At 44.7% G+C, this 25,947-nt stretch carries 19 protein-coding genes; 7 read left to right on the top strand and 12 right to left on the bottom strand.

Annotation, left to right across the window (positions count from 1 at the left end; translation table 11 throughout):
* Window positions 1–211: 211 nt before the first annotated feature.
* From DRB05_RS09285 to dinB, 3 genes are all read right to left on the bottom strand, one after another.
* Window positions 212–1,744 (bottom strand): leucyl aminopeptidase family protein, encoded by a 1,533-nt coding sequence (locus DRB05_RS09285; protein WP_128726700.1) that lies wholly within the window; start codon window positions 1,742–1,744, stop codon window positions 212–214.
* Window positions 1,745–1,813: 69 nt separating this feature from the next.
* Complete coding sequence (locus DRB05_RS09290) at window positions 1,814–3,499, bottom strand: carbon starvation protein A (protein WP_128726701.1); 1,686 nt, start codon at window positions 3,497–3,499, stop codon at window positions 1,814–1,816.
* A gap of 125 nt (window positions 3,500–3,624) precedes the next feature.
* The gene (gene dinB, locus DRB05_RS09295; RefSeq protein WP_128726702.1) at window positions 3,625–4,680 is read right to left on the bottom strand and encodes a DNA polymerase IV; all 1,056 of its coding nucleotides are present in this window, start codon (window positions 4,678–4,680) and stop codon (window positions 3,625–3,627) included.
* A 218-nt stretch (window positions 4,681–4,898) separates the two neighbouring features.
* Between dinB and DRB05_RS09300 the strand changes: the two genes are divergently transcribed.
* From DRB05_RS09300 to DRB05_RS09315, 4 genes are all read left to right on the top strand, one after another.
* On the top strand, window positions 4,899–5,951 hold the full coding sequence (locus DRB05_RS09300; RefSeq protein ID WP_128726703.1) for an aldo/keto reductase: 1,053 nt from the start codon (window positions 4,899–4,901) through the stop codon (window positions 5,949–5,951).
* An 85-nt stretch (window positions 5,952–6,036) separates the two neighbouring features.
* Complete coding sequence (locus tag DRB05_RS09305) at window positions 6,037–6,549, top strand: NUDIX domain-containing protein (protein ID WP_069022598.1); 513 nt, start codon at window positions 6,037–6,039, stop codon at window positions 6,547–6,549.
* Window positions 6,550–6,622: 73 nt separating this feature from the next.
* Window positions 6,623–7,312, top strand: a complete 690-nt coding sequence (locus DRB05_RS09310) for a hypothetical protein (protein WP_128726704.1) — start codon at window positions 6,623–6,625, stop codon at window positions 7,310–7,312.
* A 40-nt stretch (window positions 7,313–7,352) separates the two neighbouring features.
* On the top strand, window positions 7,353–7,835 hold the full coding sequence (locus DRB05_RS09315) for an NYN domain-containing protein (RefSeq protein ID WP_128726705.1): 483 nt from the start codon (window positions 7,353–7,355) through the stop codon (window positions 7,833–7,835).
* An 86-nt stretch (window positions 7,836–7,921) separates the two neighbouring features.
* On the opposite strand, the gene DRB05_RS09320 is transcribed toward DRB05_RS09315, so the two are convergent.
* A complete protein-coding gene (locus DRB05_RS09320) occupies window positions 7,922–8,632 on the bottom strand; it encodes an SIMPL domain-containing protein (protein ID WP_128726706.1) in 711 nt (236 codons plus the stop codon).
* Between the two features lie 145 nt (window positions 8,633–8,777).
* Here DRB05_RS09320 and DRB05_RS09325 point away from each other — a divergent pair, with 145 nt between their 5' ends.
* Both DRB05_RS09325 and DRB05_RS09330 read left to right on the top strand, forming a co-directional pair.
* Window positions 8,778–11,447 carry a bifunctional acetate--CoA ligase family protein/GNAT family N-acetyltransferase gene (locus DRB05_RS09325; protein ID WP_128726707.1) on the top strand — a complete coding sequence of 890 codons (2,670 nt, stop codon included), beginning with the start codon at window positions 8,778–8,780 and terminating at the stop codon, window positions 11,445–11,447.
* 34 nt (window positions 11,448–11,481) lie between these two features.
* Entirely contained in the window at window positions 11,482–12,429 is a 948-nt protein-coding gene (locus DRB05_RS09330) for an ion transporter (RefSeq protein ID WP_128726708.1), read from the top strand.
* Between the two features lie 9 nt (window positions 12,430–12,438).
* Here the strand turns inward: DRB05_RS09330 and DRB05_RS09335 are convergent, their stop codons facing one another.
* Genes DRB05_RS09335 through DRB05_RS09345 form a run of 3 tightly spaced genes read right to left on the bottom strand, consistent with a single transcriptional unit; the run spans window position 12,439 to window position 17,553 of the window.
* The gene (locus DRB05_RS09335; protein WP_345789004.1) at window positions 12,439–16,905 is read right to left on the bottom strand and encodes an EAL domain-containing protein; all 4,467 of its coding nucleotides are present in this window, start codon (window positions 16,903–16,905) and stop codon (window positions 12,439–12,441) included.
* 19 nt (window positions 16,906–16,924) lie between these two features.
* Complete coding sequence (locus DRB05_RS09340) at window positions 16,925–17,350, bottom strand: GNAT family N-acetyltransferase (RefSeq protein ID WP_128726709.1); 426 nt, start codon at window positions 17,348–17,350, stop codon at window positions 16,925–16,927.
* On the bottom strand, window positions 17,350–17,553 hold the full coding sequence (locus tag DRB05_RS09345; protein ID WP_010374667.1) for a DUF3283 family protein: 204 nt from the start codon (window positions 17,551–17,553) through the stop codon (window positions 17,350–17,352). The genes DRB05_RS09340 and DRB05_RS09345 overlap by 1 nt, the downstream gene beginning before the upstream one ends.
* A gap of 180 nt (window positions 17,554–17,733) precedes the next feature.
* On the opposite strand from DRB05_RS09345, the gene DRB05_RS09350 reads away from it, so the two are divergent.
* On the top strand, window positions 17,734–18,423 hold the full coding sequence (locus DRB05_RS09350; RefSeq protein ID WP_235956573.1) for a hypothetical protein: 690 nt from the start codon (window positions 17,734–17,736) through the stop codon (window positions 18,421–18,423).
* On the opposite strand, the gene DRB05_RS09355 is transcribed toward DRB05_RS09350, so the two are convergent.
* The 5 genes from DRB05_RS09355 to pdhR form a co-directional block, all read right to left on the bottom strand.
* Window positions 18,407–18,655 carry a DUF1289 domain-containing protein gene (locus DRB05_RS09355; RefSeq protein ID WP_128726710.1) on the bottom strand — a complete coding sequence of 83 codons (249 nt, stop codon included), beginning with the start codon at window positions 18,653–18,655 and terminating at the stop codon, window positions 18,407–18,409. The genes DRB05_RS09350 and DRB05_RS09355 overlap by 17 nt on opposite strands.
* Window positions 18,656–18,797: 142 nt before the next feature.
* Window positions 18,798–20,222 carry a dihydrolipoyl dehydrogenase gene (gene lpdA, locus DRB05_RS09360; RefSeq protein ID WP_128726711.1) on the bottom strand — a complete coding sequence of 475 codons (1,425 nt, stop codon included), beginning with the start codon at window positions 20,220–20,222 and terminating at the stop codon, window positions 18,798–18,800.
* Between the two features lie 211 nt (window positions 20,223–20,433).
* On the bottom strand, window positions 20,434–22,323 hold the full coding sequence (gene aceF / locus DRB05_RS09365; RefSeq protein WP_125250478.1) for a pyruvate dehydrogenase complex dihydrolipoyllysine-residue acetyltransferase: 1,890 nt from the start codon (window positions 22,321–22,323) through the stop codon (window positions 20,434–20,436).
* 11 nt (window positions 22,324–22,334) lie between these two features.
* Window positions 22,335–25,001 (bottom strand): pyruvate dehydrogenase (acetyl-transferring), homodimeric type, encoded by a 2,667-nt coding sequence (gene aceE, locus DRB05_RS09370; protein WP_128726712.1) that lies wholly within the window; start codon window positions 24,999–25,001, stop codon window positions 22,335–22,337.
* Between the two features lie 70 nt (window positions 25,002–25,071).
* A complete protein-coding gene (gene pdhR, locus DRB05_RS09375) occupies window positions 25,072–25,821 on the bottom strand; it encodes a pyruvate dehydrogenase complex transcriptional repressor PdhR (protein WP_125250480.1) in 750 nt (249 codons plus the stop codon).
* Window positions 25,822–25,947 lie beyond the last annotated feature (126 nt).

A 25,947-nucleotide genomic window follows, 5' to 3' on the forward strand; every position in this document is an offset into this window, starting at 1 on the left:
TTATACCAGTTGTATTAAGTAAATGATCTATCTTGAAGCGGGGAAATAGCTTTAGTAGCACCGCTCTCGCGTCCTGCTACCGCTAAGGTACCTATATCCATATAGGCAAGGCAAAAATTTTGCTATTTAGTTGTTCTAAATGAGAAATTTTTAACGAAGCTAATATGCTATTTCACCCTTCAAATTGATTAGAGAATTAATTCAATTGGTATTAAATACAATACCGAGCAAACAAACTTGCAACGGTTGCAGCGGTTGGTTTGCCATGTTGCCAATCGCCACCTTCAACACCGCTACCTGCAATATCCAAATGTACATACGGAATTGGCAACTCAGCATTACAACCATGCTTGTCTAAACCACCAACAATTGCCAAAAATGCCATTGGGAATTGGTGACCACGAGCGGTAACCGCCGATGGAGCGTTGTTGCTCGATAGCACATCATCCGCAAGGGTGCGTGGTTTTACAAAGTCATAGTCTTCGCGTCGGCTACGCGACACTTCCGCGCAGTCAGCCCATAAGTCGCCCATATCTGCAATCTTGCGAGATACTTGCGCTGCTCGTGCAGGACCATTCTCAACGTAAGCACTGTAAGGGCCCATAGCACGCGCAGCGTGACCTGTCAGTGTTGCAACTGTAAAGATCTCAGGGTTTTTCTCACCCAGAGCTAAGTCTTTCGCTTCGCTGAGTAAATCCCCCATCGCCAAGCGACCTTCCGCATCGGTGTTACCAATACGAACACGAACCCCTTCCCTGCTCTCAATGATTTCATCCGGCACGAAACAGTCAGAACCAATCGAGTTACGAACCACGGCAAGGTAAGCAATAACCTTAACGCCTTTTGGCTGATACTTGGCAACCGCTTCCATAAACCCAACCACTGAAGCCGCACCACCTTTATCTCGGCTCATGCCCGCCATAAAGCCACCTACTTTAAGGTCGGCACCACCGGTATCGTAAACAAGACCTTTACCAACAAAAATAAGAGTACGCTCAACTTCCCCTTCAGGCTCGTATGCCATTTTTACAACACGAGGGTGATGGCGTTCAACGGCGTAAGAGGCACGCGCCACCGTGCTTAAAAGTGGATACTGCTCATCCATAATTTTACGATCAGCGATAACCTCAACGCTTACCGCTGAACCTTGGAACAGCTCAACACAGTAGTCAGCAAAACGAGGCGGTGCCATGCGCTCAGGCTCTGTACCACACAGATCACGCGCAGCATATTGGCCTGCAGCGATTGCGCTTAGTTGATCGCAGCATTGTGCTGACGCTTCAAAAACATAAATCGCTTCGATTGGTTCAATCGCTTCGCCACGGTACTCACGTGCTTCTAATGGCTGCCATAAGCCTTGGCAAGCACCTAAAAAGCTGACTGCACGCGCATTTTCGTAACGATCATCGGCAGGCACATTAACAACAGCAAGCACAGGTTTTACCGCACCAGCCGCTTTCGATTCTAAAATACCAGCCTTTGCTGCTTCAAAATAACGACGAACGTCATCGTAATCTCTGTCTAATGGTCCAGTTGGCGCAATCACCAAACGCTTGCCAGGTACTTTGTCCGAAACAAGCAGGCTTGCCTTTTGTGCAATGCGTGCATCAACGGCTAAAAATGGCGCAGCAACTTCATCAAGCTGTGCACTGCCGAGATTTTGGATATCATGAGTAACAACAACGATAGCATCTGCATCGCTTTCAAATAGGGTGTTACAAGGTAATGCGATTGGAAAAGACATAAAAACGGCCCTTTTCTATATTAGAATTAGGGCCGACTATAGGTGATTTGTGGTCAAGTTCCAAGGGAACTACGACATATCACGGGCTTCATCTGGTTTCGCTTTGGTTTTGCTGATCACAGACCAAGCTTCTAACATGACTAAAATACTGACCACCAGCACGATAACGTCAAGCACAACCAACAACCAATTACCTTTTTGATAGTATTCACCTAGCTTGATCACACCAGCAAAAAACGCCATTACCAGTACAAACACCATAGGGATCAAGGTGTACTTAGCAGGACGACCTAGTTTGATAAGGTATACTGAGATAACCAACAAGGTTAAGCTTGCCAAGATTTGGTTGGTAGAGCCAAACAAGGGCCAGATCACCATTCCACCGCTACCTGAAGCACCACCAGCACCAAAGGCAAGTAACAAGCAGCACCCTACAGCAAATAAGGTTGCGACAATACCGTTATTGAGTAGTTTGATATTATAAATTTCACCCCACTCTTGAATAATATAACGCTGAAGTCTAACGCCAGAATCCATAGTGGTGCCTGCAAAAAGTACAACCATAACGGCAAGTAAGGTTGATGCGATTTCAACTGGTAGTCCCCAACCTGTGCTGATAAGGTTTGAACCCCCATTAATAAAGGCTGATACGCTACCGGCACCAAGATGACTATAAATTTCGTGCCACTCTTCTGGCGATACTGCGAGCATCACACCACTTACGGCGACCAAAGTGATCAGTGCTAATGAGCCTTCACCAACTGCACCTAAGTAGCCGACAAAACGGCCGTCTTTTTCTTTATCTAGTTGTTTAGAACTCGTTCCCGACGAAACAATACCGTGGAAACCAGATACCGCACCACAGGCAATCGTTACGAATAATAGCGGGATAATACTTGGGGTATTCTCCACGGTTTGGGTATTAAATGCAGGCGCGGTGATATCTGGCATCACTACAAATACCGCACCGTATAATAAAACCAAACCAACCAGTAACTGCATACCATTAATAAAATCACGAGGTTGTAATAGCATCCAAACTGGCAGCAATGACGCCACGGCAGCATAGATAAACAGAATGATGATCCAATTAGCTTTATCACTTAGACCGAACATTTCGGTTGGTAAGGTAATCGGCATACTACTGCCCATATAAATGGTCGCGTAGAGCACAATAACCCCGATAATACAGAGCGGTACTAGCGGCACTTTTCGTTTAAGCAATTGACCGATGATAAGTGCCACGACAATAGCAGACCAAGCAGGGAATACCGCATTTGGGTTGCCCACGAAGGAGTTTGCGATCACCACGCCGAACACGGCATTCACCATGAGCAGCACAAGGAAGACCACAATCATAAACAATGAACGAGTGCGCTTGCCAATTACGCTTTCAGACAAAGCGCCCATCGACTTACCTTTATGGCGAGCACTTGCCCATAGCGCGCCCATATCATGGACACCCGCAAAAAATATAGTGCCAAATACCACCCAAAGTACCGCAGGCACCCAGCCCCAATACACGGCGATAGCAGGACCAACAATTGGTGCAGCACCTGCGACTGAAGTAAAGTGATGCCCCCACAATACCACTTTGTTAGTGGGAACATAATCTACGCCGTCCTCAAGTTCATGAGCCGGCGTGACAAAGTTGTCATCCATTTTAAATATTTTTTCAGCAATAAATTTGGAATAGACAAACCATCCAAATAACATCCCTATGATGCCGAAGAGTACGATCATTATGGATTGCATAATGCTTACCTCTTGTTGTTGTTTTAATTACACGCAGTTGGCGTGATTAGTTTGTTGCACGACAACTTCGAAGCTAGCACAAAATAAACTAATTGCAGTTATCTTTTAGTCTAGGTAGGTCAGAATTAGCCATCAAAAAGTCCCAGTTGAGCATGAGTGTTAGATTTTTCATTTAGCCCTAAGTGCAAACCCACGAGGCGCACAGGTTTAAACTTTTGCCGTGCCATCGCTTCAATCAATAGCTCTTCAAAAACCGGCAAGTCAATATGCTGGTATTGGCATTCTTTGGTGGTTTGGGTGAAATCGTAAAACTTCACTTTAACGCCAAGCTTATTAAAGCCGCGCTGTAAATAAGGCTGTGCTCGGCGAGTCAGTTCAGGTAACAACTTTTCTTTTATGACTTGCTTTAAGGTATCAAGGTCGAGCGTGTCTTCTGCAAATGTGGTTTCAACGCCTATCGATTTGCGCACTCTGTCGGTTTCAACTCGGCGCTCATCAATACCTTGACAACGCCGCCATAATACAGTGCCAAACTTGCCAAATGACTGGCGTAACTGAGTTTCAGACAGTGCCTTAATATCTCGGCCATACTCAAGTCCCATGGCAAGCAAACGTTGTTGAGTCACTTTACCTACACCTGGGATTTTTTTGAGAGGTAACGCATCGATAAAAGCGCTCACTTGGTGAGGCGGGATCACACACTGACCATTAGGCTTGTTTTCATCGCTGGCAATTTTGGCTAAAAACTTGATTGGCGCAATTCCCGCCGAAGCTGTAAGGCCCGTTTCAGCAAAGATATCCGCTCGTATCTGCTCGGCGATAAGCGTTGCACTGCCATTACATTGCTGACACTCAGTAACATCTAGATAAGCTTCATCTAAAGACAGTGGCTCAATTAGCTCAGTATAGCGGGCAAAAATAGCGCGAATTTGTTGCGATATTGCCTTATAGACCTCCATTCTCCCAGGTACAATCACCAGCTGAGGGCAGAGTTTTTTCGCTTGATAATTCGACATGGCCGAGCGCACGCCATATTGCCGAGCAATATAGTTAGCTGTGGATAGCACCCCGCGATGGCTACGACCACCAATCGCCATCGGCACCTTTGCAAGCTCGGGGTTATCGCGCATTTCTACTGATGCATAGAACGCGTCCATATCAATATGAATAAATTTACGCACGCTAAAAACACTGTCTAAATAAACAGTGTTTATTATGTGCTAATTTTCCAACTGTTGCAATCTTGAACGTAGGCCTTAGTGTTCTAAGCTATACTTGTGTGGATGTCTGTTGCAACTTGCACTGCAAAACAGAGATAATGCTAACAATATCAATACTGTTCAAAGTACTAAATCCGTTACTTTGACTTTATCTAATCATTCAGCAATCAGGAGCCTGCATGGAGTACTCACGACTTGGTAGTAGCCCACTTGAAGTTTCACGCATTTGTTTAGGAAGCATGACTTGGGGCGTACAAAACAACCAGCATGATGCCGACGAGCAAATCAATTATGCACTAAGCCGTGGTATTAACTTCATTGATACCGCTGAAATGTATGCGGTCCCTCCCTCACCTGAAACCTACGGTAAAACCGAAGCCATCATTGGCAATTGGTTAAAGCGCCATCAAGAAAAGCGCGAAAAACTTGTACTTGCCACAAAGATTGCGGGAAGCGGTTTGCCTTGGATCCGTGAAGGCGGCCCTATTACGGGACAATCAGTGATCCAAGCGGTGGACGATTCGTTAGCGCGCCTGAATACCGACTATATTGACCTTTACCAACTACATTGGCCAAACCGTACTTCACCGCACTTTGGTAAACAATGGCCTGGCATGGTTCCTCTAACTGCACTTGACCGCGACGAAGAGCGCGCGGGCATGCTAGATATTTTGGAAGGCTTAGCAAGCTGTATTCAAGCAGGTAAAATTCGCCATTGGGGTCTTTCTGATGATACACCTTGGGGCATTCACACTTACCTTAATTTGGCGATGCAGCACAACCTACCTAAGCCGGTTTCAATTCAAAATGAGTTTAGCTTGCTACATGCCAAAGATTGGCCTTACTTGATTGAGACTTGTGTAAACGAAGATATTGCCTATTTACCTTGGTCGCCATTAGCTGGGGGAATGCTAAGCGGTAAGTATTTAGGGGGCGCAAGACCTGAAGGTAGCCGCTGGACTTTGGTACAACGGCAGGGCTTATTCAGAGATACGCAATTAGCTCAAGAAGCCGTTGCAAAATATCTAGAAATCGCCAAAGAATTTAATATGACTGCGGCGCAGCTGGCGCTAGCTTGGTGCGACCAAGTAGATGGGGTGACTTCAACCATAATCGGCGCGACAACCATGGCGCAGCTTAAAGAAAATATCCAAGCGTTTGAACAGCCGCTATGTGCAGAGTCTTTAGCCGAGATTGATACGGTATTTAAAGCGTACCCCTCTCCGTTTTAATATCTTCTTTCGCGATACGCCGCTTTTACGCTAGCGTATCGCATTGTAAACCCATCCTTGTTAACTAGATCGAAGTTAAAACCCCATGCAAAGCTTAAATAACACCCCAGTCATTCCGCTTCAAGGCAGCTGCTTTACCAGAAAGACCACTCGCGCCATTGTCCTTAGAGGCAACGACATCCTTATGCTTTACACCAAACGTTATGACGATTACACCTTGCCAGGTGGCGGCGTCGACGAGGGTGAAAGCTTAGAAGCAGCATTGGAGCGCGAGCTAAAAGAAGAAACGGGTGCAGTATCCATCACAGGGTTGACGCCGTTTGGCCGCTATGAAGAGTACCGCCCTTGGTATAAACCCGATCATGACAATGTGCATATTATTTCTTATTGCTACGTTTGTGAGATTTGTGGCGAATTTGATGCGCCAGCGATGGAGGATTATGAACACGCCAATGGTATGAAACCGGTGTGGATCAATATAAACCAAGCCATCGCGCATAACGAAGCAAAACTCAATGATGCGAATAACAAAGGGATGTCCGTTTTACGTGAACTCACCTTGCTAAAACATATTTCCGCGCAATTAGTCACAGATTAATTTGCCTATTGAGGGAACAATTAAGTCTTTATTAAGCTCTAACTCCGCATGACTCAAGGATTTAATAAGAATAATGCGGCTGCTCCAACACAACCTGATTAGTTTCACCATTATCGCCTCTATTGTGCTGCATCTACTGCTCGGCTGGTATCTGCAGCAAAGTATTTATATCCCCTCAAAGCCTATAGAAATTAAGGCAATGAAAACCTATTTGGTTATTGAGCCTGCCAAGCCCAAGATGGAACGTATTGGGACACCGACGATAACTGAAGATAAGCCAGTAGAGAAGTTAAAACCGACGTTGCCGGACGATACGGTTGAAATACTAAAAACTGCGCAAACGGAACCAAAAAAACCTGCGATTGAAAGTAAAACAAAGCACATAACCAAAGCAGCGATCGTCACGCAACCTAAAAAGCTAGATCATCGCAAAGCAATCTCTCAATTTCGTCAGCAACTTTTAGAACGCGCTCCGAGTGACGCTGTACTCAGCCAAAACCAAGAAAAGCCACAGCGGCTCACCGTGCCTAAAACACATCAAACCACCGCTGCGAGCATGCAAAGGGAGCAACTCGAGTCTACGTCTCAATACACAGTCTACCGTGAAAATGGCCTATGTTACGCTGAAGTTAGGCCCGATCCGAGCATTCCTACACCGGAAGGATTAAATAAGAATTGGCGTACTGCGCCTCGCCCTTGCGATGGCGGAGCCATTAAAAAAGCCTATGATGCCGCGATGAGTAAATGGCTAAACAAACGCTAATCTTGCTATCATAAAGCAAATTTATTGCTATGAGTCCGTTATGGAAAAAGTCACCATTTTAGTCGACGCCCAGAATGTTTATTACACTACCAAGCAAGCCTACCAAACAGGCTTTGACTACAATGCGTTCTGGCGCAAAGCAACGGCTAATCGCGAGGTATATCAAGCCATTGCCTATTCCAGCGAACGAGGTGACGATAAACAAAGACAGTTTCAAAATATCCTGCGAGCAATTGGCTTTGAGGTGAAGTTAAAGCCTTATATTCAACGTGCCGATGGCTCGGCGAAATGTGATTGGGATGTTGGCATTACCATTGATGCCATGGAGTGTGCGTCTGGATCCGATGTAATTATTCTAGTAACTGGCGATGGTGATTTTGATTTACTCGCAAGTAAACTCAGAGATAAATACCATACCCGAGTTGAAGTTTACGGCGTGCCGCAGCTTACCGCTGCTTCTTTGATCCGTGCTGCCAGTGAGTTTATACCAATCGAAAACGAGTTATTAATTGGCAAGAAATAAACAAGCAAAACCCCTTTGATAGAAGGAGCTTTGCTTGTTTGACGAATTTGTCATTTTTGCTAGCTTAGCCGCGCAATAAACGCGTTTTAATCCGATAAGTAATATTCCACGCTCGTCACGACACGCACAATTTTTATCTGTGGCGTATTACTGTCTCTGTCGCGAATACTAAATTGTCCTTGTCTTGCCGATTTTATTTTGCCAAGCACAGAATCAGAATCTTTAGCAAATTTTACCGCCACTTCTCGAGCTTTTTGTGTGGCTTCTTGCACCATTTCAGGCTTAATATCATTAAGACCAGTAAACAAATATTCAACTCGGTTTTGATAATCATCTTTAGTGATGGCAATACCTTGTTTGGCCAGTTCACTTAACTGCCCAAGTGCTTGCGATACTTTATCTGGATTATTAGAGTACACAGTCACACCGGCTTTCGCTACGTAGCGAAACCCTTGATTGTTTTGACCGTACTCTTGGGCGTACTTATCTGTAATAGAAGGCGCTGATATGGACAGCTCTGATGCATCAAAGCCTTGCAAGGTCAAAAACGCACGAATAGCTGCATTTTTCTTTTCCGTGCGCTCTACCAAGGCCTCCAGATCGTTATCTGCATCACGATAAAATACGGGCCAAATCACCGTGTCTGCTGTTACTTCCTTTTCCGATAATCCTTTTACACTTACCGTCCGTTCCATTCCCTTCACTTCTAGAATGGTCGATTTTACCATCCAGCCACTTACTACCACCGCCAGTGATAGTAAAGCCGCAGGAGCCAAATATTTAGTCATAGTAGACATATCTCTGTCCTCAACGTTACGCCTCAGTCATGGTTTTCAAACAATTATAATGGGGATAGATCAAAGTCTACCTTAATTGCACTCGAAAACTGCGAGCAAAATGGTAGAGTGTTTCGTATGAGCTGTGGCTGAACTAGGAAACAGTATGAGCGTAAAGCGTATTAGCCAATTTTTTAACCCCCAATCTATCGCGGTGATTGGCGCCTCTAACAATCCTGATCGCGCCGGCTTTATCGTAATGCGTAACTTGCTACAAGGCGGATTTAAAGGGCCCATTATGCCCGTCAGTCCAAAGCACACCGCCGTGCATGGGGTGCTTGCCTACAGTGCCATCGAACAGTTACCCAAAGTCCCTGATCTCGCCGTTATTTGTACCAATAAACAAACCTTAGTGCAAATCATCAATGAACTTGGTGATATTGGCTGTCAACATGCAATCATCATCGCAGCAGGTCTTGATAATCAGCACAAACAACAATTAAAAGAAGCTGCCAAAATAGCGAAGGTCACTTTACTTGGTCCTAATTGTCTCGGTTTACTCATTCCTCACTTGGGTATTAATGCCAGTTTTTCTCATACGGTTGCAGCGCCCGGTAAGCTTGCATTTATTTCACAATCGGCGGCGGTATGTTCAACCATACTGGACTGGGCACAACATAAAAAAATTGGTTTTTCCTATTTTGTTTCTGTCGGGGATTGTCTTGATATTGACTTTGATGAGTTGCTTGATTTTTTAGGTCGCGATCCGAAGACACAGGCCATATTACTTTATATTGATAATATCGATGATGTTAGACGGTTTATCTCCGCAGCAAGAGCGGCGGCCTTTAGTAAACCTGTGATTGCTATAAAAACAGGAAAAACCAAAGCTGGTGCAATCGCTGCGCTGAATCACACAGGCGGTAATACCTCCGATGACGCAGTTTATGATGCCATGTTCCAACGAGCAGGTATGCTAAGAGTAAACGATCTTAGGGAGCTCTTTGCTGCCACTCAAACCCTTGCTTTACATCCCAAACTGCTGCAAGTAGAACAGCTGACCATTTTAACCAATGGCGGCGGCCCTGGGATCATGGCAGTGGACACCTTACTACAGAACTCAGGCAAACTGGCAGTACTAAGCGAGCAAACCAAACAAGCGCTCAGCGCCTTGATCCCACAAACGGATCATGCTTGTAACCCTGTAGATATTTTTGGTGATTCCTCACCAAAGCGTTACCAACAAGCACTAGAGATTTTATTAAAAGCTGACGAAGTCAAAAATTTACTGATAATTCATACTCCATCAGCGCTTGCGCCAAGTACCGCTTATGCTGAGATCATTGCGCAGACGCTAGCCAAAATTCCAAAAATGGCACGTCCTTATGTGATGACAAACTTCATGGGTGAAGAAGCGGCATACGCTGCAAGACTTGTATGTGCAAACGCTCAGATCCCAACTTATCGCACCCCAGAAGGTGCCGTTGGCGCCTTTATGCACTTGGTAAGCTACCGCCGAAACCAAAAGCACCTTACGCAAACGCCAGAATCCTACAGTGACGAAGGGCAGCTACAACACCTGCAAAGCAAACGTTTAATCAATGACTTTTTAAACTCAGGCGCCAATAAACTCGCGACCCATTTGGCCTCCCAAGTGCTGGCTAATTACGATATAGAATGTATAGAGACGCAAATAGCACTCACCCCCTCAGAAGCAAAAGAGCAAGCTCAACAATTAGGTTTTCCCGTTGCACTTAAACTAATAAGTCATGACATTCCCTCTAAGTCGGAAGTGGGTGGGGTTGTACTTAACCTCAACGACGCCGAAGAAGTAGAACAAACCGCATTTTCGATGTTACTACGGATCCGTGAGGCAGCTCCCGAAGCTGAAATAGAAGGCTTCTCTTTGCAACGCATGGCAAAACGCGCTGGTGGACAAGAATTACGGATAGCGGTAAAAACAGAACCCGGTGTTGGCCCTGTTATTTTACTGGGGGAAGCGGGCACTGGGCTTAATTTCTCGCAAGCAGCGGTAGCATTGCCACCACTGAATATGAACCTTGCAAAATACCTGATTGCAGCCGCCCATGATAAAGGCTTTATCAAAGAGCGGGCGCTGCCTGAAAAGGTCGATAAATACCGCCTGTGCGCCCTACTCACTCGTGTCTCTCAAATGGTAGTCGACCAACCCGATATCATTGATATGGAACTCAATCCTATTTTGGCCTGCTCAGGTCAGTTCCAAGTGCTCGACGCCAGTATTACGCTAAGGCGATACGAGCCGGTATCTGGACGTAAACGCTTAGCCATCCGACCTTACCCTCGAGAGTTGGTAAAATCCGTGACATTAAAGGATGGTCGCCCTGCAACCTTAAGACCTATTCGTCCTGAGGATGAAAGAGCACACCAAGAGTTTGACCAGTCTTTAAGTAAAGAAGATAGATACCGCCGTTTTTTTGGTGAGCTGCCACAATTTAATCATGAACAGCTCGCAAAAATGACGCAAATTGATTACGACAGAGAAATGGCGTTTATTGTCACGGTCCCTAACAAGTCCAGCTATCAAACGCTTGGAGTATCACGCGTACTGATGGATCCCGATAACCAAGTGGCTGAATTTGCCGTAGTGGTGCGCTCAGATTGCCAAGGACTTGGGCTTGGACGCATACTCATGGAAGCTGCTATAAAACACTGTCGTAAACAAGGCGTGCAAAGTATAGAAGGGATCACCCTCCCAGAAAACAGCGGTATGATAGGACTTGCCAAAAAGCTTGGGTTTACCGTATCTCGAGATTTTGAGGAAGGCACCATTCAGATGGTGTTAAACTTAAACTAAATACAAAAAAAAGATAAGGGATGTTGGCAACTTGATGCAACTTCACATCAGAGAAAAAACGGCTGCGGTACTTGAGGCCACAGGACAATATCGTAAGCTTGGTCGCGCAGTCGACATCTTCCTTATTACCCTGATTTTAACCAATGTCGTTGCTATCGTGTTGGAATCTGAGCGCGATTTAGCAAAGGTATACCATCATTACTTTCTCACCCTGGAGCTAGTCAGTGTAGCTATCTTTGCCGTCGAATACTTACTGAGATTTTGGTGCTGTGTCGATAAGCTTGATTATCGTCATTTGGATATACCCAATTGGAAAAAACGCCTAAAGTATCTGATATCGCCGCTGGCAATCATTGATCTCATTGCTATTTTGCCTACCATATTGATGGCCTTTATCACTTTTGATCTGCGCTTTTTGCGTGTTATCCGATTACTTAGGATCTTTAAGCTAACACGCTACTCTCGGGCCATGCAATTGCTGCTCGCAGCATTTAAAGAAGAGTCGAGCTCACTGCTTGCCGCCTTTTTTATCATGAGTGTGGTGCTAATCATGGCCTCTTGCGGGATTTATCTTATTGAACACGATGTACAACCGGATAAATTTGGTTCTATTCCTAAAGCTATGTGGTGGGCGATGGCCACCCTAACTACCGTGGGTTACGGCGATGTAGTGCCAATCACCCCACTCGGGCAATTCTTTGGTGGTCTTATCACTTTACTCAGTATGGGCATGGTCGCAATCCCTACAGGTCTTTTGGCCTCAAGCTTTGCCGACCAAATGCGCAAACGTCGAGATGCATTCAACGAGGCTGTGCTGCATGCATTAGTCGATGGCGATGTCGATAAAAGCGAAAGAGCCCATCTAGAAGCGCTACGAATTGAACTTGGTTTAAGTCAATTGGAAGCAAACCAAGCGATTAAACTAATGAGTAGTCAACGTGTCCATCATCTGTACTGTCGTCACTGTGGCAAAAAGCTGTAACCAAAGAGGCTACAGCGATTTTTCAGTGAGTAATTGCGCTACTTGTTCGCCACTAATCGCCGAGCTGAAACGGTAACCTTGATAATAATCAACTTGCTCGGCTTTGATACGTTGATACTGGAGGTCGTTTTCCACTCCTTCTGCAACACATTTTAGTCCTAATCCATGGGCTAAATTCACGCATGAGCGGATAATTAAATAGCTTTCTGGATCTTCTGCAATTTGTTGCACAAAGCTTTTATCTATCTTGATGACATCCACTGGTAACTGTTGCAGGTAAGTCAAAGAGGCGTACCCTGTACCAAAGTCATCCATGTAGATTTGGCAGCCAAGTGCTTTAATTTCTCTCATCACCTTTGCCGCGCTGTCAATGTTAGACAGTAAGGCACTTTCCGTTATCTCAAAAGCCACAGAGCGACCCGACACTTTGCTGCGACTCAGTGCTTGTTGAATATTATCGACTAAGCTTGAGGATTCAAAATCAATGGCTGATAGATTAATAGATATATATAAATCGCGCTCAATAGTTTGCCAATGTCTCAATTCAACCAATGCCCGAGAGAGGGTTTGCAGGGTAAGTTCAGTCACGACGCCAGCATGCTCAGCTGCAAGCGCATATTCCTGAGCACAAAACTCACTATTTTCCGGCCAGCGTAATAAGGCTTCAAACCCAAGCAGGGTATCGCTCTGCACATCAACAATAGGTTGATAGTAGTTACTAAACTCACCATTTTTTAGCGCCCTCATAAGCGCTTGTTCGACTTCCCGAGAACGTCTGACCTTACCATTCATCTCTTCACGGAAAAACTGATAACTAGAGACTTGTTGTACATTGACATGCTCAAGTGCCGCCTTTGCGGCTTGATTGAGCTCAAACGCATCAGACGCATCATCGGGGTACATAGCAATTCCTATCGCAGGTTGCATCAGTACAGTATGTCCAGCGACCTCCAAAGGTGTACTAAACGAGTGAACTAAACACTCTACATATTGATGCACCTTTTCAGGGTTGTCGAGATGCTCCATCAGCACATAAAATGACTTATCGTGCCCCGTTGCTAAACTGTCGAGTTCACGGAAGCAACAGCGTAGCTTTTTTGCCAGCAGCGGAAGCAGCTCGGCCACAAAGTCTGCACCATAAATATCGTATAGATTCTGTAAGCGATTGAATTTAATCACCAGCAGCGCAAAATGTGTCTCTTGAGCCTGCGACTGTTTGATTGCATGCTGCACTCTATCCATCAGTAATGCTTTATTCGGCAACTTAGTTTGTAAGTCGTAGTTAGCGAGCTGATATAATTCTTTTTCAGTGCGCTTCTGTTGGCTAATATCGGTTAGCACTACAACATAGCTGTGGAGTTCACCATCACCATTCGCCACAGCACTTATCTTAATGAGCACATCTCTTTCGTCACCATTCGGCAGGCTAACAACTTCCTCAGAACTTAAGTGCTGGTGTACCTCCAACGCCAACGTTTGGCGTAGATACATCATCCGTTTTTGTCTCGACATACCAAGCTTGACGGCGGTGCTTGAAGGCGGGATGGAGTCGAGATTAAAGGCATTTTGCATCGCCCTGTTACATGCTTGAATATGAAGTCTTTTATCTAAAATCATGACCCAATCACGGGTCTGCTCAAATGCCGCACCAAATAGTGCTGCGCGCTCTTCGAATAAGCGTTCACGGGTTAAGTTAGTATAGGTGCCCGCAACTTGTGTTGGATTTCCCTCATCCCACTCAAGCACCTTGCCAAAGTCCTTATACCAGCGCCACTGACCTTTGCTGTCTTTTAACCGATAGGTACAATCAATAAACCCTTTATCAGTCGTAACAAATTCCAGCCACTGTAAGCGGAACATGGCTCTATCCGAGGGGTGAATCTTTTGCAAATAGTCATCTAAACCAACACTCTCAAGCTCATAATCGAGCTCATTAACCAATCGAGGTTGATAGATTAAGGTACTTCCAGCATGCCACTCCCATACACCTGAGTTACTGCCTTCAAGTGCCATCTTCAACCTAGCTTCTCGGTCTTGTGTTTCCTTATGAGCGGCAAGAATAAGTTGCTCAACACGGTACTTCCGATAACTCCAAAGAGACAATAGTAGGAGCGTAAGAAACACATACCCCGTGAGCGCAACGGGTGAGCGCCATGCTGGGTAGTTCACATTAATTGTTAATTTTGCAGGCGGCGTGTAATCTCCAGTTAACGGATCTTTGGCCCAAACTTTTAATGCATATTCGCCTGGATTAAGCTTAGGAAATACCACGCGATTTTGGTTGCGACTTAGGATCTTCTGCCCACCGGATATTTGGTATTCATAAATGATCCTATCTTGATAGCTAAACGCCATTGCTGAGAAAGACACTTCAAGCCCAATATCATCATGTTCAAGTTCAATATGTTCAAACTGCTTTAATCCCGCCTTTTGGTTTGGACGAGAAATAAGATCCACACTGGTGATATTTACATGGTCAAGCAGTGGTTTTTTAGGGCGGTTGTCATCGGGAGAAAACACCACAAACCCTTTCAACATACCATATGCTATGCGACCATCTTTTAGCATCACAGACGCGCCGCCATTAAACTCGTTGGAAAGAATGCCATCTTCGGTTGTGAACTGTTGTAAGTGCAAATTATCTGGGTCTAGACGCCAAATGCCTTTGTGAGACGACATCCAAATCATTCCCTCTTTGTCTTGGCGCATTTCATACATTAAGGTGTCGATTTTATGGGCTTTTAGATCAATATTGTAGATAGGCTCATAACCATCTAAAGTCATGCCTATTAAGCCAAACGACGACAATGACAGCCACAAAATATTATTTTTATCTATGGTGTAAGTGGTGATATCAACCGCTAAATGTTTATTTGCCCTAGGAGCCTTGTAAATCTCCGTTAAGGTTTCAAGTTGTGGATCATATTGATAAAGCACCCCAGCGTTATAATAAAGCGGCTTAGTAGGATCATTAGGTAAAGGAGGGTAAAAGCCATAGGTCAGAAACGGATCTACTTTTTCAAATGATTGAGTTAAATGCTTTAACTCTGCTGTATTAATATCATAAACAAACATGCCAATGTCGCTATTGACGAAATAAAACTTACCGTCTGCTAATAGCTCACCGCCCTTTGCAAAAGACGTTAATATTTCCTTATCTTTAGCATTATTCGCTTTTGGCCTTTCAAGCTCATGTGTGATTGGGTCAAACACAAACAAACCCTTACCCGTGGTTAACCATAACTTATTTTGATATTCAGCAATCTTCCATATAATAAACTCCGAGAGAATTTCGTCTCCCAAGTATCCTTTTAAAAACTGCTTGGTTTCTCTTGTTTTTGGGTTGTATCGTGTTAAGCCATCATTGGTTGCTAACCATAAAAATTGATTGGATTCATGCATCGCCCACACATTACTATGTGAGAAACCTTCCCCTTTGACAGTGAGATCGCTGACATTATCAAACGCCAGCGTGCTATCTGGTAAGTAAAATGCGCCATCTTCTTTGGTAGCAACCCAAAGCCCACCATAGTTATCTTTTACGATATCGATAATGCTGGTGTTGGATGGCAAAAATATACTTGAAGATAACCGTTTGTCTCGCACAGCATTACCATCCTCAATGTGATAATGCACCAACCCTTTATCAGTACCGAGCAGCAAAGTATGCTTATCATGTCTAAGCATTTTCCAAATATTAAGTTCTGGCAGTAGCGTTTTAAACGGTACTTCGGCATCAAAGTCTTTATTTAACATGGAGATGTCTAGTTCATACATTCCTTGAACTGCGCCAACAAGCAAAGTGTCTTTATTCAAAGTAAATAGAGACTTGGTATTCATTTGATAAGGGTGCGTTACTGGGGAGAGGTGCTCGATCGCTCTTAATGTTTTCGTTGGTAAGTGATAAGCGAATAGACGTTCGGAGGTCGCGATAAACAAGATATCTTGATGGTGGTAAACTGCCCGAATAAAGCCGCTTTCTTCATCCAAAGGAAGCGTCACCTCACTCTTGAGCTTGCCACTGTGAATATTGAGAATAGCGACATCATTAGTGCGCACAACCCACATGTGGTCATCGTCTTTAGTTAGAATAATATTGACCAAATTGGAATAGAATTCATCTTCGGTAGAGGGTGGCTCAATGTATTTTCTGTACTCATCTTTTGCGGGATCATATCGCAAAAGGCCAGCAATCCCCGTGGTGATCCAAATCCCGCCCAAATTATCCTGATAGATGTAGTTCACTTGTACTTTGTCCAGAACCCCGTCGGGTCCATTCACATCTAAGACCTGATAACCATCATAACGATTGAGGCCTCCCTCTGTGGACAGCCATAAGTAACCTTGCTTATCAATAAGCAGAGTATTGACGTAACTTTGTGATAAGCCTTCCGCAGGTGAAAGTCGGGAAATTTGGGCTGCACTTGCCAATGTAGAAAATAGGTAAATGCAGATTATAATGCACAGGCGAAACATAAAAAGCCGAAGTTGTTAACTAGACGTAATACATTGCCATGAGTTTACGATTTTGTCCAAGATAACTAGATAAGCGAGAAGCAAGTTCAGGAGGTAATTCTCGTGAATTGCGTTGAAACCCAAGGGAGAGATAAAAGTCACTTAAATGGCAATACGCAAAAGTATAAATTATCTGTCGTGACTGCTCACTGCGAAACTGCTTAATTGCGGATTCAATGAGTGTTTTCGCGATACCTTGGTTTCTGCGCTGTGGCGCAACATAAACGCCAACAAGCAACCAGTTGCCGTCTACAGGTTGCAAACGGCAAGCTGCGATAATTTCACTGCCATCTTTTACCACTGACACTTTGTCGTGTTTTGCAGCACGCCCACGAACTCGGTGTGCATCATAAAATTTATTTACAAGCGGCGTCATAATAGCCGGAAGCAATTCAACTTTATACATTAAGCAAGCATTAGGCTCAGGTAATATTCAAATTTTTGCTTTAGCGTGTCCTGCTCCGATAGCGGCCTTTGATTAATCGTGTCATAAATAGCCTCCCTGCTTTTTTTGCCTCGTTTAATTTGATAAGCCCAAAACGACGCTTCATATTCAAGTTGAATTTGGTACTTTTCTTGTCTGGGCAGCAAACACAGATTATAGCTCATTACACATCATTCAATTTTCAGCAAAGGATAGACCAAGTGTATCACAAGCCACTACCGCTATTGCAGCAAAATCGAGTTTTATCTGGTTTTGAGTAAAGCGTGATACTGTGCCTTTTATTGTAAAAATTATGTATACTTAACGACATTACAACTTTAGGGTAGCGCATCAAAGGAGTTGGATTGAAAGCGGTATTACTGTGTTTATTATTGATAGTTTCGACTGTGGTTCATGCAGCCAATGACATACCAAATGTGATGCGCTTCAATAAGCCACCACAAACCCCTCAAGCACGCTATGTAATAGAACTCATGGGAATGGTTTATCATGAACTGGGCGTAGAGCTACGCCTTGAAGAATTTAACCATAAGGGCTCTTTAATTGCAGCTAATGCAGGTAATTTAGATGGGCAACTGGCTCGCGTTGCCAGTGTTGAAACAGAGTATCCGAACCTACGACGGGTTGACTACGCTTTGTTTCAGTTTAACTTACAATTTTTAAGCCTTTGCAGCCACTGTGATCTAAAAGCGGTTAGCTCTTTGACCATCCGAAGCGGCTACCCCGTAGCCACGGCCTATTTGGCTGAACACCATATACAAGCTTATATTATTGATGTTAAAAGTGCGGTGACACAACTCAACCTAGTTGTGCAACGGCAGGTTGAAGGCGCGCTTATTCTTGACTTTCATTTGAAGCCGCATTTAAAAAATATCAACGAAGAAACATTGCAAATAAAAAACTTAGCTGTTGTTGAAAGTTTTCATTTTGTGCATAAACGCTATGAGCATTTAATCCCACTTATCAAAGCAAAACTAGAAGAGTTTGAGCATGAAGGAATAATAGAAATGCTTAGAGCTAAATATCAAATTTAAAGTTCTCTGCTGTTTGATCATCAGCTTGATCCGCTTTTGATTTACGTTGCAAGTACCGTTTGTAACGCTGTTGACACAACGCAATAACTCTACGTTTTTGCTCGTTACTAAGATTATTCCACTCAAAACGCTCCTCTCGACTACGATAACAACCTTTACAATAGCCGCGATTATTTACCTGACAGATCCCCTTACACGGACTTGGGATCTCAAATATCTCAATTTGTTCCATGTATACTCAACACCTTTGCCCCTTGTCTAAGCATACTGGTTAGAAACTAGTCTGCCAAGGTTATAAGGAGCGAGTTACAACCTTGGGCCCCAAAAACAAAAAACCCAGCGCGAGGCTGGGTTTTTGAAAAGCTTAGAAAAACTTACTTTTTCTTCACGGCTTTTTTGTTTGGAAGGTCAGTAATTGAACCTTCGAAGATTTCAGCAGCTAGACCAATTGACTCGTTCAGCGTTGGGTGAGCGTGGATAGTAAGCGCTAGGTCTTCACCATCAGCACCCATCTCTACTGCTAGGCCGATTTCACCAAGCATTTCACCAGCGTTGATACCAACCATAGCACCACCGATCACACGGCCTGACTCTTTATCAAAGATAAGCTTAGTTGAACCTTCAGTACGTGCAGAAGCAATCGCACGACCAGAAGCCGCCCACGGGAATACCGCAGTTTCAATGCTTAGACCTTGCTCTTTTGCTTCTTTCTCAGTCACACCAACCCAAGCGATTTCTGGATCTGTGTATGCAATTGATGGAATACACTTAGGATCGAAGTAGTGCTTCTTACCAGAGATAACTTCAGCAGCAACGTGACCTTCGTGAACCGCTTTGTGTGCAAGCATAGGTTGACCTACGATGTCACCGATAGCGAAGATGTGATCAACGTTGGTTTTCATTTGCTTGTCAGTGCTGATAAAGCCACGCTCATCAACATTTACGCCCGCTTTGTCAGCGTCGATTAGCTTACCATTTGGTGTACGACCAACAGCAACTAGTACTTTGTCATAACGAACTTGGCCTTCTGGTGCTTGCTTGCCTTCGAAAGATACGTAGATACCGTCTTCTTTCGCTTCAACAGCAACCACTTTAGTAGAAAGCATCACGTTAAACTTGTCCTTAACGTACTTTTGGTAAATCTTGATAACGTCTTTGTCAGCCGCAGGTACTAGTTGATCAGCAAACTCAACTACGTCAATTGCTGAACCTAGTGAACGGTAAACAGTACCCATTTCAAGACCAATGATACCACCACCTAGTACAAGTAGCTTTTCAGGTACGTCTTTAAGCTCAAGTGCACCAGTCGAATCAATGATACGATCATCTTCAGGAATGAAAGGTAAGCTTACAGGCTGAGAACCTGCTGCAATGATTGCATTATCGAAAGTTACCGTCTTCGCGCCATCAGCACCTTCAACCGCAATGGTGTTAGAACCTGTGAACTTACCGTAGCCGTTAACTACAGTAACTTTACGCATCTTAGCCATACCGCTAAGGCCGCCAGTTAGCTGACCAATTACAGACTCTTTCCATGAACGGATTTTGTCTAGGTCGATTTGTGGAGCACCGAAAGAAACACCGTGAGAAGCCATTTCAGCTGCATCGTCGATTACTTTTGCAACGTGAAGAAGGGCTTTTGAAGGGATACAACCAACGTTCAAGCACACACCACCTAGCGTGTCGCGAGATTCGATTAGTGTAACGTCTAAACCTAAGTCTGCTGCACGGAATGCCGCAGAGTAACCACCAGGACCACCGCCTAGTACAACAACTTGAGTTTTGATTTCGTTGCTCATGTTATTACCTTAACTGTTATTTGAACGGGTTTACTCGTCGAGAGTAGCCGACCCAAAGTGCCTGCCAAACACCCGATTCGGGGCACAGGGCAGAGAGAGTTATTATTGCTCGAAAGTGTATCATTCACACTCTCTATTGTCCCGCCTAAATATCAAGCGGAACAACAAAATACAAGAAAACCGCATCACCTAAGTGATGCGGTTTCTATTCTTACATTACTAACTGGCGAATATCGCTTAGGTAGTTTGCAAGTGTCACAGTAAAGCGAGCTGCTAGTGCGCCGTCAATGACACGATGGTCGTATGAACAGCTTAGCGGCACCATTAGGCGCGGCTCAAACTCTTTACCATTCCATTTCGGTTTGAAGTCTGACTTAGACACACCAAGAATCGCCACTTCAGGGGCGTTAACGATTGGCGTAAACGCCGTACCGCCGATCCCGCCAAGGCTTGAAATAGTGAAGCAGCCACCCTGCATGTCAGAAGATGTCAGCTTACCATCACGTGCTTTCTTAGAGATTTCCATCAATTCGCGTGATAACTCAATGATGCCTTTTTTATTCACGTCGCGAACAACAGGAACTACAAGACCATTTGGTGTATCAACTGCGATACCGATATGAACATACTTCTTCAGAATTAAGCTCTCACCATCTTCAGATAGTGAAGAGTTAAACGTTGGGAAGTCTTCAAGTGCTTTTGCAGCGGCTTTCATCACGAATACTAATGGCGTGATCTTCACACCCATTTTCTTCTTCTCAGCAAGCACATTCTGTTCTTTACGGAACGCTTCAAGCTCAGTGATATCGGCTTCGTCAAACTGCGTAACATGTGGGATTTGTACCCAGTTACGGTGAAGGTTTGCACCTGATAGCTTATTGATGCGAGAAAGCTTCTTCTCTTCAACTTCACCAAACTTGCTGAAGTCTACTTTTGGCCAAGGAATAAGACCAAGTTCACCGCCACCGGTGTTGCCGCCTTTTGCGACTTGACCAGACTCAACTTGCTTAACCAGCTCTTTCACGTAGTTTTGTACGTCTTCTTTTAGTACACGGTTCTTACGACCTGTACCTTTAACGCGAGCTAGGTTAACCCCAAACTCACGCGCTAGACGACGTACCACAGGTGATGCGTGGGCATATTGATCATTGGCCACAAAATCATCTTTTTGTGCAGAAGCTTTTGGTGCTTCAGATTTCGCCGCTGGAGCCGCTGATTGCGCTGGCTTTTCTTCAGCTTTAGCTGCTGCCTGAGGTGCAGGTGCCGCGCCTTTCACTTCGAATACGAAGATTAAAGAACCCGTTGATACTTTATCGCCAGCATTGACTTTGATGGCTTTAATCGTACCTGCGAACGGTGCTGGCACTTCCATTGAGGCTTTGTCGCCTTCAACCGTGATAAGCGATTGCTCTTCTTCAACGCTATCGCCTACAGCAACCATGATTTCAGTGACTTCAACTTCGTCACCACCGATATCTGGTACGTGTACTTCTTTTTCAGCTGATGCTGCTGGCGCTTGTTCCTGTGCTGGTGCTTGCGCTTCAGAAGCTGCTGGCGCATCACCGCTACCTGCAACTTCAAAAGTGAAGATCAATGAACCCGTTGACACTTTGTCACCCGCGTTGATTTTCACCTCTTTGATAGTACCAGCAAATGGCGCAGGTACTTCCATTGAAGCCTTGTCGCCTTCAACCGTGATAAGCGATTGCTCTTCTTCAACAACATCACCAGCTGCCACTAAGATTTCTGTGACTTCAACTTCATCGCCACCAATATCTGGTACGTGAACTTCTTTCACTTCTGTCTGACCTGAAGCGTTTGCTTCTGGCTTAGCTTCTTCTGCTGGTTGCTCTGCCGGTGCTTCTTCACCTGCGGCTTCAAAAACCATAATCAAAGAGCCAGTCGAGACTTTATCGCCTTCGGCTATTTTGATTTCTTTCACCGTACCTGCCACAGAGGCAGGTACTTCCATTGATGCTTTGTCGCCTTCAACCGTGATAAGCGATTGCTCTTCTGCAACCGTGTCACCTACGCTTACTAGGATCTCGGTTACTTCAACCTCATCGGCACCAATATCTGGAACATGAATTTCGATTGCCATTACTCGTCCTCTTATGCGTAAAGTGGGTTAGTTTTGGTGGTGTCGATATCAAATTTTTTGATAGCGTCAGTCACAGCTGATTTTTCAATCTTGCCTTGCTTAACTAGCTCACCAAGTGCAGCAACTACTACGTAACCTGCGTTCACTTCAAAGTGACGACGTAGGTTTTCACGGCTGTCTGAACGACCGTAGCCGTCTGTGCCAAGTACTTTGTAAGATGCGCTCGGCATAAATGCACGTACTTGATCAGCATAGTTTTTCATGTAATCGGTAGCTGCAATTGCTGGCGCATCACCAAGCACACTCGTGATATAAGGTACTTTTTGCTCTGCTTCTGGATTTAGCATGTTAAAGCGCTCAGCATCTTGACCGTCACGAGCAAGCTCGTTGAATGACGTTACAGAGAATACATCAGAACCGATACCGTAGTCGTCGCTTAGAATTTGCGCCGCTTTACGTACTTCGTTCAAGATAGTACCAGAGCCCATTAACTGAACCTGTGCTTTGTCGCCAGTGTAGCTTTCAAGCTTGTAAATACCCTTACGAATACCTTCTTCAGCGCCTTCTGGCATTGCAGGTTGATGGTAGTTTTCGTTCATGAGCGTTAGGTAGTAGAAAACGTTCTCTTGCTCTGGACCGTACATACGACGGATACCATCTTGCAAAATAACCGCTACTTCAAATGCAAACGTTGGGTCGTAAGAAATACAGTTAGGCACCGTACCTGCTTGAATGTGCGAGTGACCGTCTTCGTGCTGTAGACCTTCACCATTTAGCGTTGTACGACCAGCGGTTGCACCAAGTAAGAAGCCGCGCGCTTGTTGATCGCCCGCCATCCACGCCATATCACCTACACGTTGGAAACCAAACATTGAGTAGTAGATATAGAACGGGATCATTGGCAAATCGTTGGTGCTGTATGAGGTTGCCGCAGCCACCCATGAAGACATTGCACCTAGCTCATTGATACCTTCTTGTAGTACCTGACCAGAGGTTGCTTCTTTGTAGTAAGAAACAATATCGCGGTCTTCAGGCTTGTAGTTTTGGCCATGTGGGTTATAAATACCGATTTGACGGAATAAACCTTCCATACCAAAAGTACGTGCTTCGTCAGCAATAATAGGTACGATATTTTTACCGATGCTCTTATCTTTTAGTAAGATGTTTAATGCACGAACATATGCCATCGTTGTAGAAATATCACGCTTTTGCTCTTCTAGAAGCGGTTTGAATGCATCTAACTCTGGTAGCGTTAACGTTTCTGTGAAATTAGGCAAACGCTTAGGCGTGTAACCATGAAGGGCGTTACGGCGAGCATGTAAATACTCGTGCTCTTTTGAGCCCTCTTCTAGCGTTAAGTATGGTAGGTCTTGTAATTGCTCGTCAGACACTAAGTCATCTAGACCTAGACGTGAACGTAGATGCGCTACGTGCGTCATGTCCATTTTCTTAACTTGGTGAGCAATGTTCTTACCTTCAGCCGCAGCACCCATGCCGTAACCTTTTACCGTTTTAGCTAAGATAACTGTTGGACGACCTTTGGTGTCTTGCGCCGCTTTAAACGCCGCGAATAGTTTAGACGGCTCGTGACCACCGCGCTTCAACGCAAAGATTTCTTCGTCAGTCATATCAGCAACCAATGCTGCAGTTTCTGGGTAACGACCAAAGAAGTGCTCGCGTACGAACGCACCATCTTTTGATTTGTAAGTTTGGTAATCGCCATCAACTGTTTCGTTCATCAGTTGTAGTAATTTACCTGTGGTGTCTTTAGCCAGTAGTTTGTCCCAACCAGAACCCCAAACCACTTTGATCACGTTCCAACCAGCACCTTTAAATAGGCCTTCTAGCTCCTGAATGATCTTACCGTTACCCATTACTGGGCCGTCAAGACGCTGTAGGTTACAGTTGATTAGATAGCATAGATTGTCTAGCTTTTCACGGGCAGCGAATGAAATTGCACCACGTGATTCTGGCTCGTCCATTTCACCATCACCAAGGAAGGCATAAACGCGTTGCTCAGAGGTGTCTTTTAGTCCACGGCCATCTAGGTATTTAAGGAAGCGCGCTTGATAGATAGACGCGATTGGACCTAGACCCATAGAAACCGTTGGGAACTGCCAGAATTCAGGCATTAATTTAGGGTGTGGGTATGAAGAAATACCGTTACCGTCTACTTCCTGACGGAAGTTGTCTAGCTGTTCAGCGCTTAGGCGGCCTTCGACAAACGCACGAGCATAAATACCCGGAGAAATGTGGCCTTGGTAATATACTAAGTCACCACCGTCCTTCTCGTTTGGTGCACGGAAGAAGTGGTTGAAACACATTTCATAGAATGCAGCTGACGACTGGTAAGAGGCCATATGCCCGCCCAGCTCAAGATCTTTCTTCGACGCACGAAGTACGATCATGATCGCATTCCAACGGATGATAGAGCGAATACGACGCTCAAGGTTCACATCCCCTGGATACGCAGGTTCTTGATCTGCTGGGATAGTGTTGACATAGTTAGTCGTAGTGCCTGTTGGCATATCTACGCCATCAAGACGCGCTTGCTCTAATACTTGCTCTAACAAGAACTGAGCGCGCTCTACGCCTTCTTCTTTTACGACCGACTCAAGCGCCTGTAACCATTCTTGGGTTTCTAGCGCGTCTACGTCAATTTTATTGACTTCAGACATATGGAGTGTTCCTTATGTTTAAAATACGAATTTATTCTATTTGTGCCAATTCTTACTGAATCAAGCCCGATTACTGCTGTTTTGTTCTACGCAGTGAGCGCTCTATTCGCGAACGCTCTTTACCGGCTTCTAATAACGCTTCTTCGATAAAGGCTAAGTGGGCGTTACTAGCAAGTCTTGCTTGTTCAGGATTACCATTGATCACCGCATCTAATAACAACTTTCTGTGCTCACCGAGCTGCTCACTGACGTCTGATTTTTGCACCAAGACGGTTAAGTTTTGCAGCACGTTTTGCTCAAGCAATGACTGCATCCCTTTTACAAGATGAAGCAGGACGACGTTGTGCGACGCTTCTGCAACGGCAAAGTGAAAAGCATTAATTGCCCTTGCCTTTTGCATCAGGTCATCACCTATCTGTGCTATGTTGTCAAAGCTTTGTTGTACCTTTGCAAAGTCATTCTCTGTGCCCCTGAGCGCCGCATAGTAGGCTGCAATGCCCTCTAGTGCATGACGGAACTCAAGTAAATCGAACTGAGATTCAGGGTGTTTACTGATCAAGTCGAATAATGGATCAGTTAGCCCCTCTTCGAGCTGATTCTTAACATACGTACCACCACCTTGACGACGGGTTACAAGCCCCTTTGCTTCCAATTTCTGGATAGCCTCACGTAGTGATGGACGCGACACTTCAAATTGCTTAGCTAGCTCACGCTCAGGCGGCAACTTTTCACCCGGTAATAACGAGCCCTCGAGGATCATATTCTCAAGCTGTTCTAGTATTACGTCCGATAGTTTTGCTGCTTTAATCTTTAAAGACATTGAAATAACGCCAATTTTTTATGATGTGACCTAGCCAGACTGCTGACTTATTTTAATCAATTTGGTAAGAATTAACTTCATAGGTAAATTGGTCATACCAAATTTGCACAATACGTTATCAAAATC

This window comes from Pseudoalteromonas sp. A757 (assembly GCF_004103285.1).
Taxonomy (GTDB): Bacteria; Pseudomonadota; Gammaproteobacteria; order Enterobacterales; family Alteromonadaceae; genus Pseudoalteromonas; species Pseudoalteromonas galatheae.

What these genes read in the sequence shown, in the direction of transcription:
- DRB05_RS09330 (WP_128726708.1), top strand. Translation starts at nt 11,482, where the DNA reads ATGCAACTTCACATCAGAGAAAAAACGGCTGCGGTACTTGAGGCCACA.
- DRB05_RS09355 (WP_128726710.1), bottom strand. Translation starts at nt 18,655, where the DNA reads ATGGAACAAATTGAGATATTTGAGATCCCAAGTCCGTGTAAGGGGATC.
- aceF (WP_125250478.1), bottom strand. Translation starts at nt 22,323, where the DNA reads ATGGCAATCGAAATTCATGTTCCAGATATTGGTGCCGATGAGGTTGAA.
- DRB05_RS09290 (WP_128726701.1), bottom strand. Translation starts at nt 3,499, where the DNA reads ATGCAATCCATAATGATCGTACTCTTCGGCATCATAGGGATGTTATTT.
- pdhR (WP_125250480.1), bottom strand. Translation starts at nt 25,821, where the DNA reads ATGTCTTTAAAGATTAAAGCAGCAAAACTATCGGACGTAATACTAGAA.
- DRB05_RS09285 (WP_128726700.1), bottom strand. Translation starts at nt 1,744, where the DNA reads ATGTCTTTTCCAATCGCATTACCTTGTAACACCCTATTTGAAAGCGAT.
- aceE (WP_128726712.1), bottom strand. Translation starts at nt 25,001, where the DNA reads ATGTCTGAAGTCAATAAAATTGACGTAGACGCGCTAGAAACCCAAGAA.
- DRB05_RS09315 (WP_128726705.1), top strand. Translation starts at nt 7,353, where the DNA reads ATGGAAAAAGTCACCATTTTAGTCGACGCCCAGAATGTTTATTACACT.
- DRB05_RS09325 (WP_128726707.1), top strand. Translation starts at nt 8,778, where the DNA reads ATGAGCGTAAAGCGTATTAGCCAATTTTTTAACCCCCAATCTATCGCG.
- DRB05_RS09305 (WP_069022598.1), top strand. Translation starts at nt 6,037, where the DNA reads ATGCAAAGCTTAAATAACACCCCAGTCATTCCGCTTCAAGGCAGCTGC.
- DRB05_RS09320 (WP_128726706.1), bottom strand. Translation starts at nt 8,632, where the DNA reads ATGTCTACTATGACTAAATATTTGGCTCCTGCGGCTTTACTATCACTG.
- lpdA (WP_128726711.1), bottom strand. Translation starts at nt 20,222, where the DNA reads ATGAGCAACGAAATCAAAACTCAAGTTGTTGTACTAGGCGGTGGTCCT.
- DRB05_RS09345 (WP_010374667.1), bottom strand. Translation starts at nt 17,553, where the DNA reads ATGAGCTATAATCTGTGTTTGCTGCCCAGACAAGAAAAGTACCAAATT.
- DRB05_RS09335 (WP_345789004.1), bottom strand. Translation starts at nt 16,905, where the DNA reads ATGTTTCGCCTGTGCATTATAATCTGCATTTACCTATTTTCTACATTG.
- DRB05_RS09310 (WP_128726704.1), top strand. Translation starts at nt 6,623, where the DNA reads ATGCGGCTGCTCCAACACAACCTGATTAGTTTCACCATTATCGCCTCT.
- DRB05_RS09340 (WP_128726709.1), bottom strand. Translation starts at nt 17,350, where the DNA reads ATGTATAAAGTTGAATTGCTTCCGGCTATTATGACGCCGCTTGTAAAT.
- DRB05_RS09300 (WP_128726703.1), top strand. Translation starts at nt 4,899, where the DNA reads ATGGAGTACTCACGACTTGGTAGTAGCCCACTTGAAGTTTCACGCATT.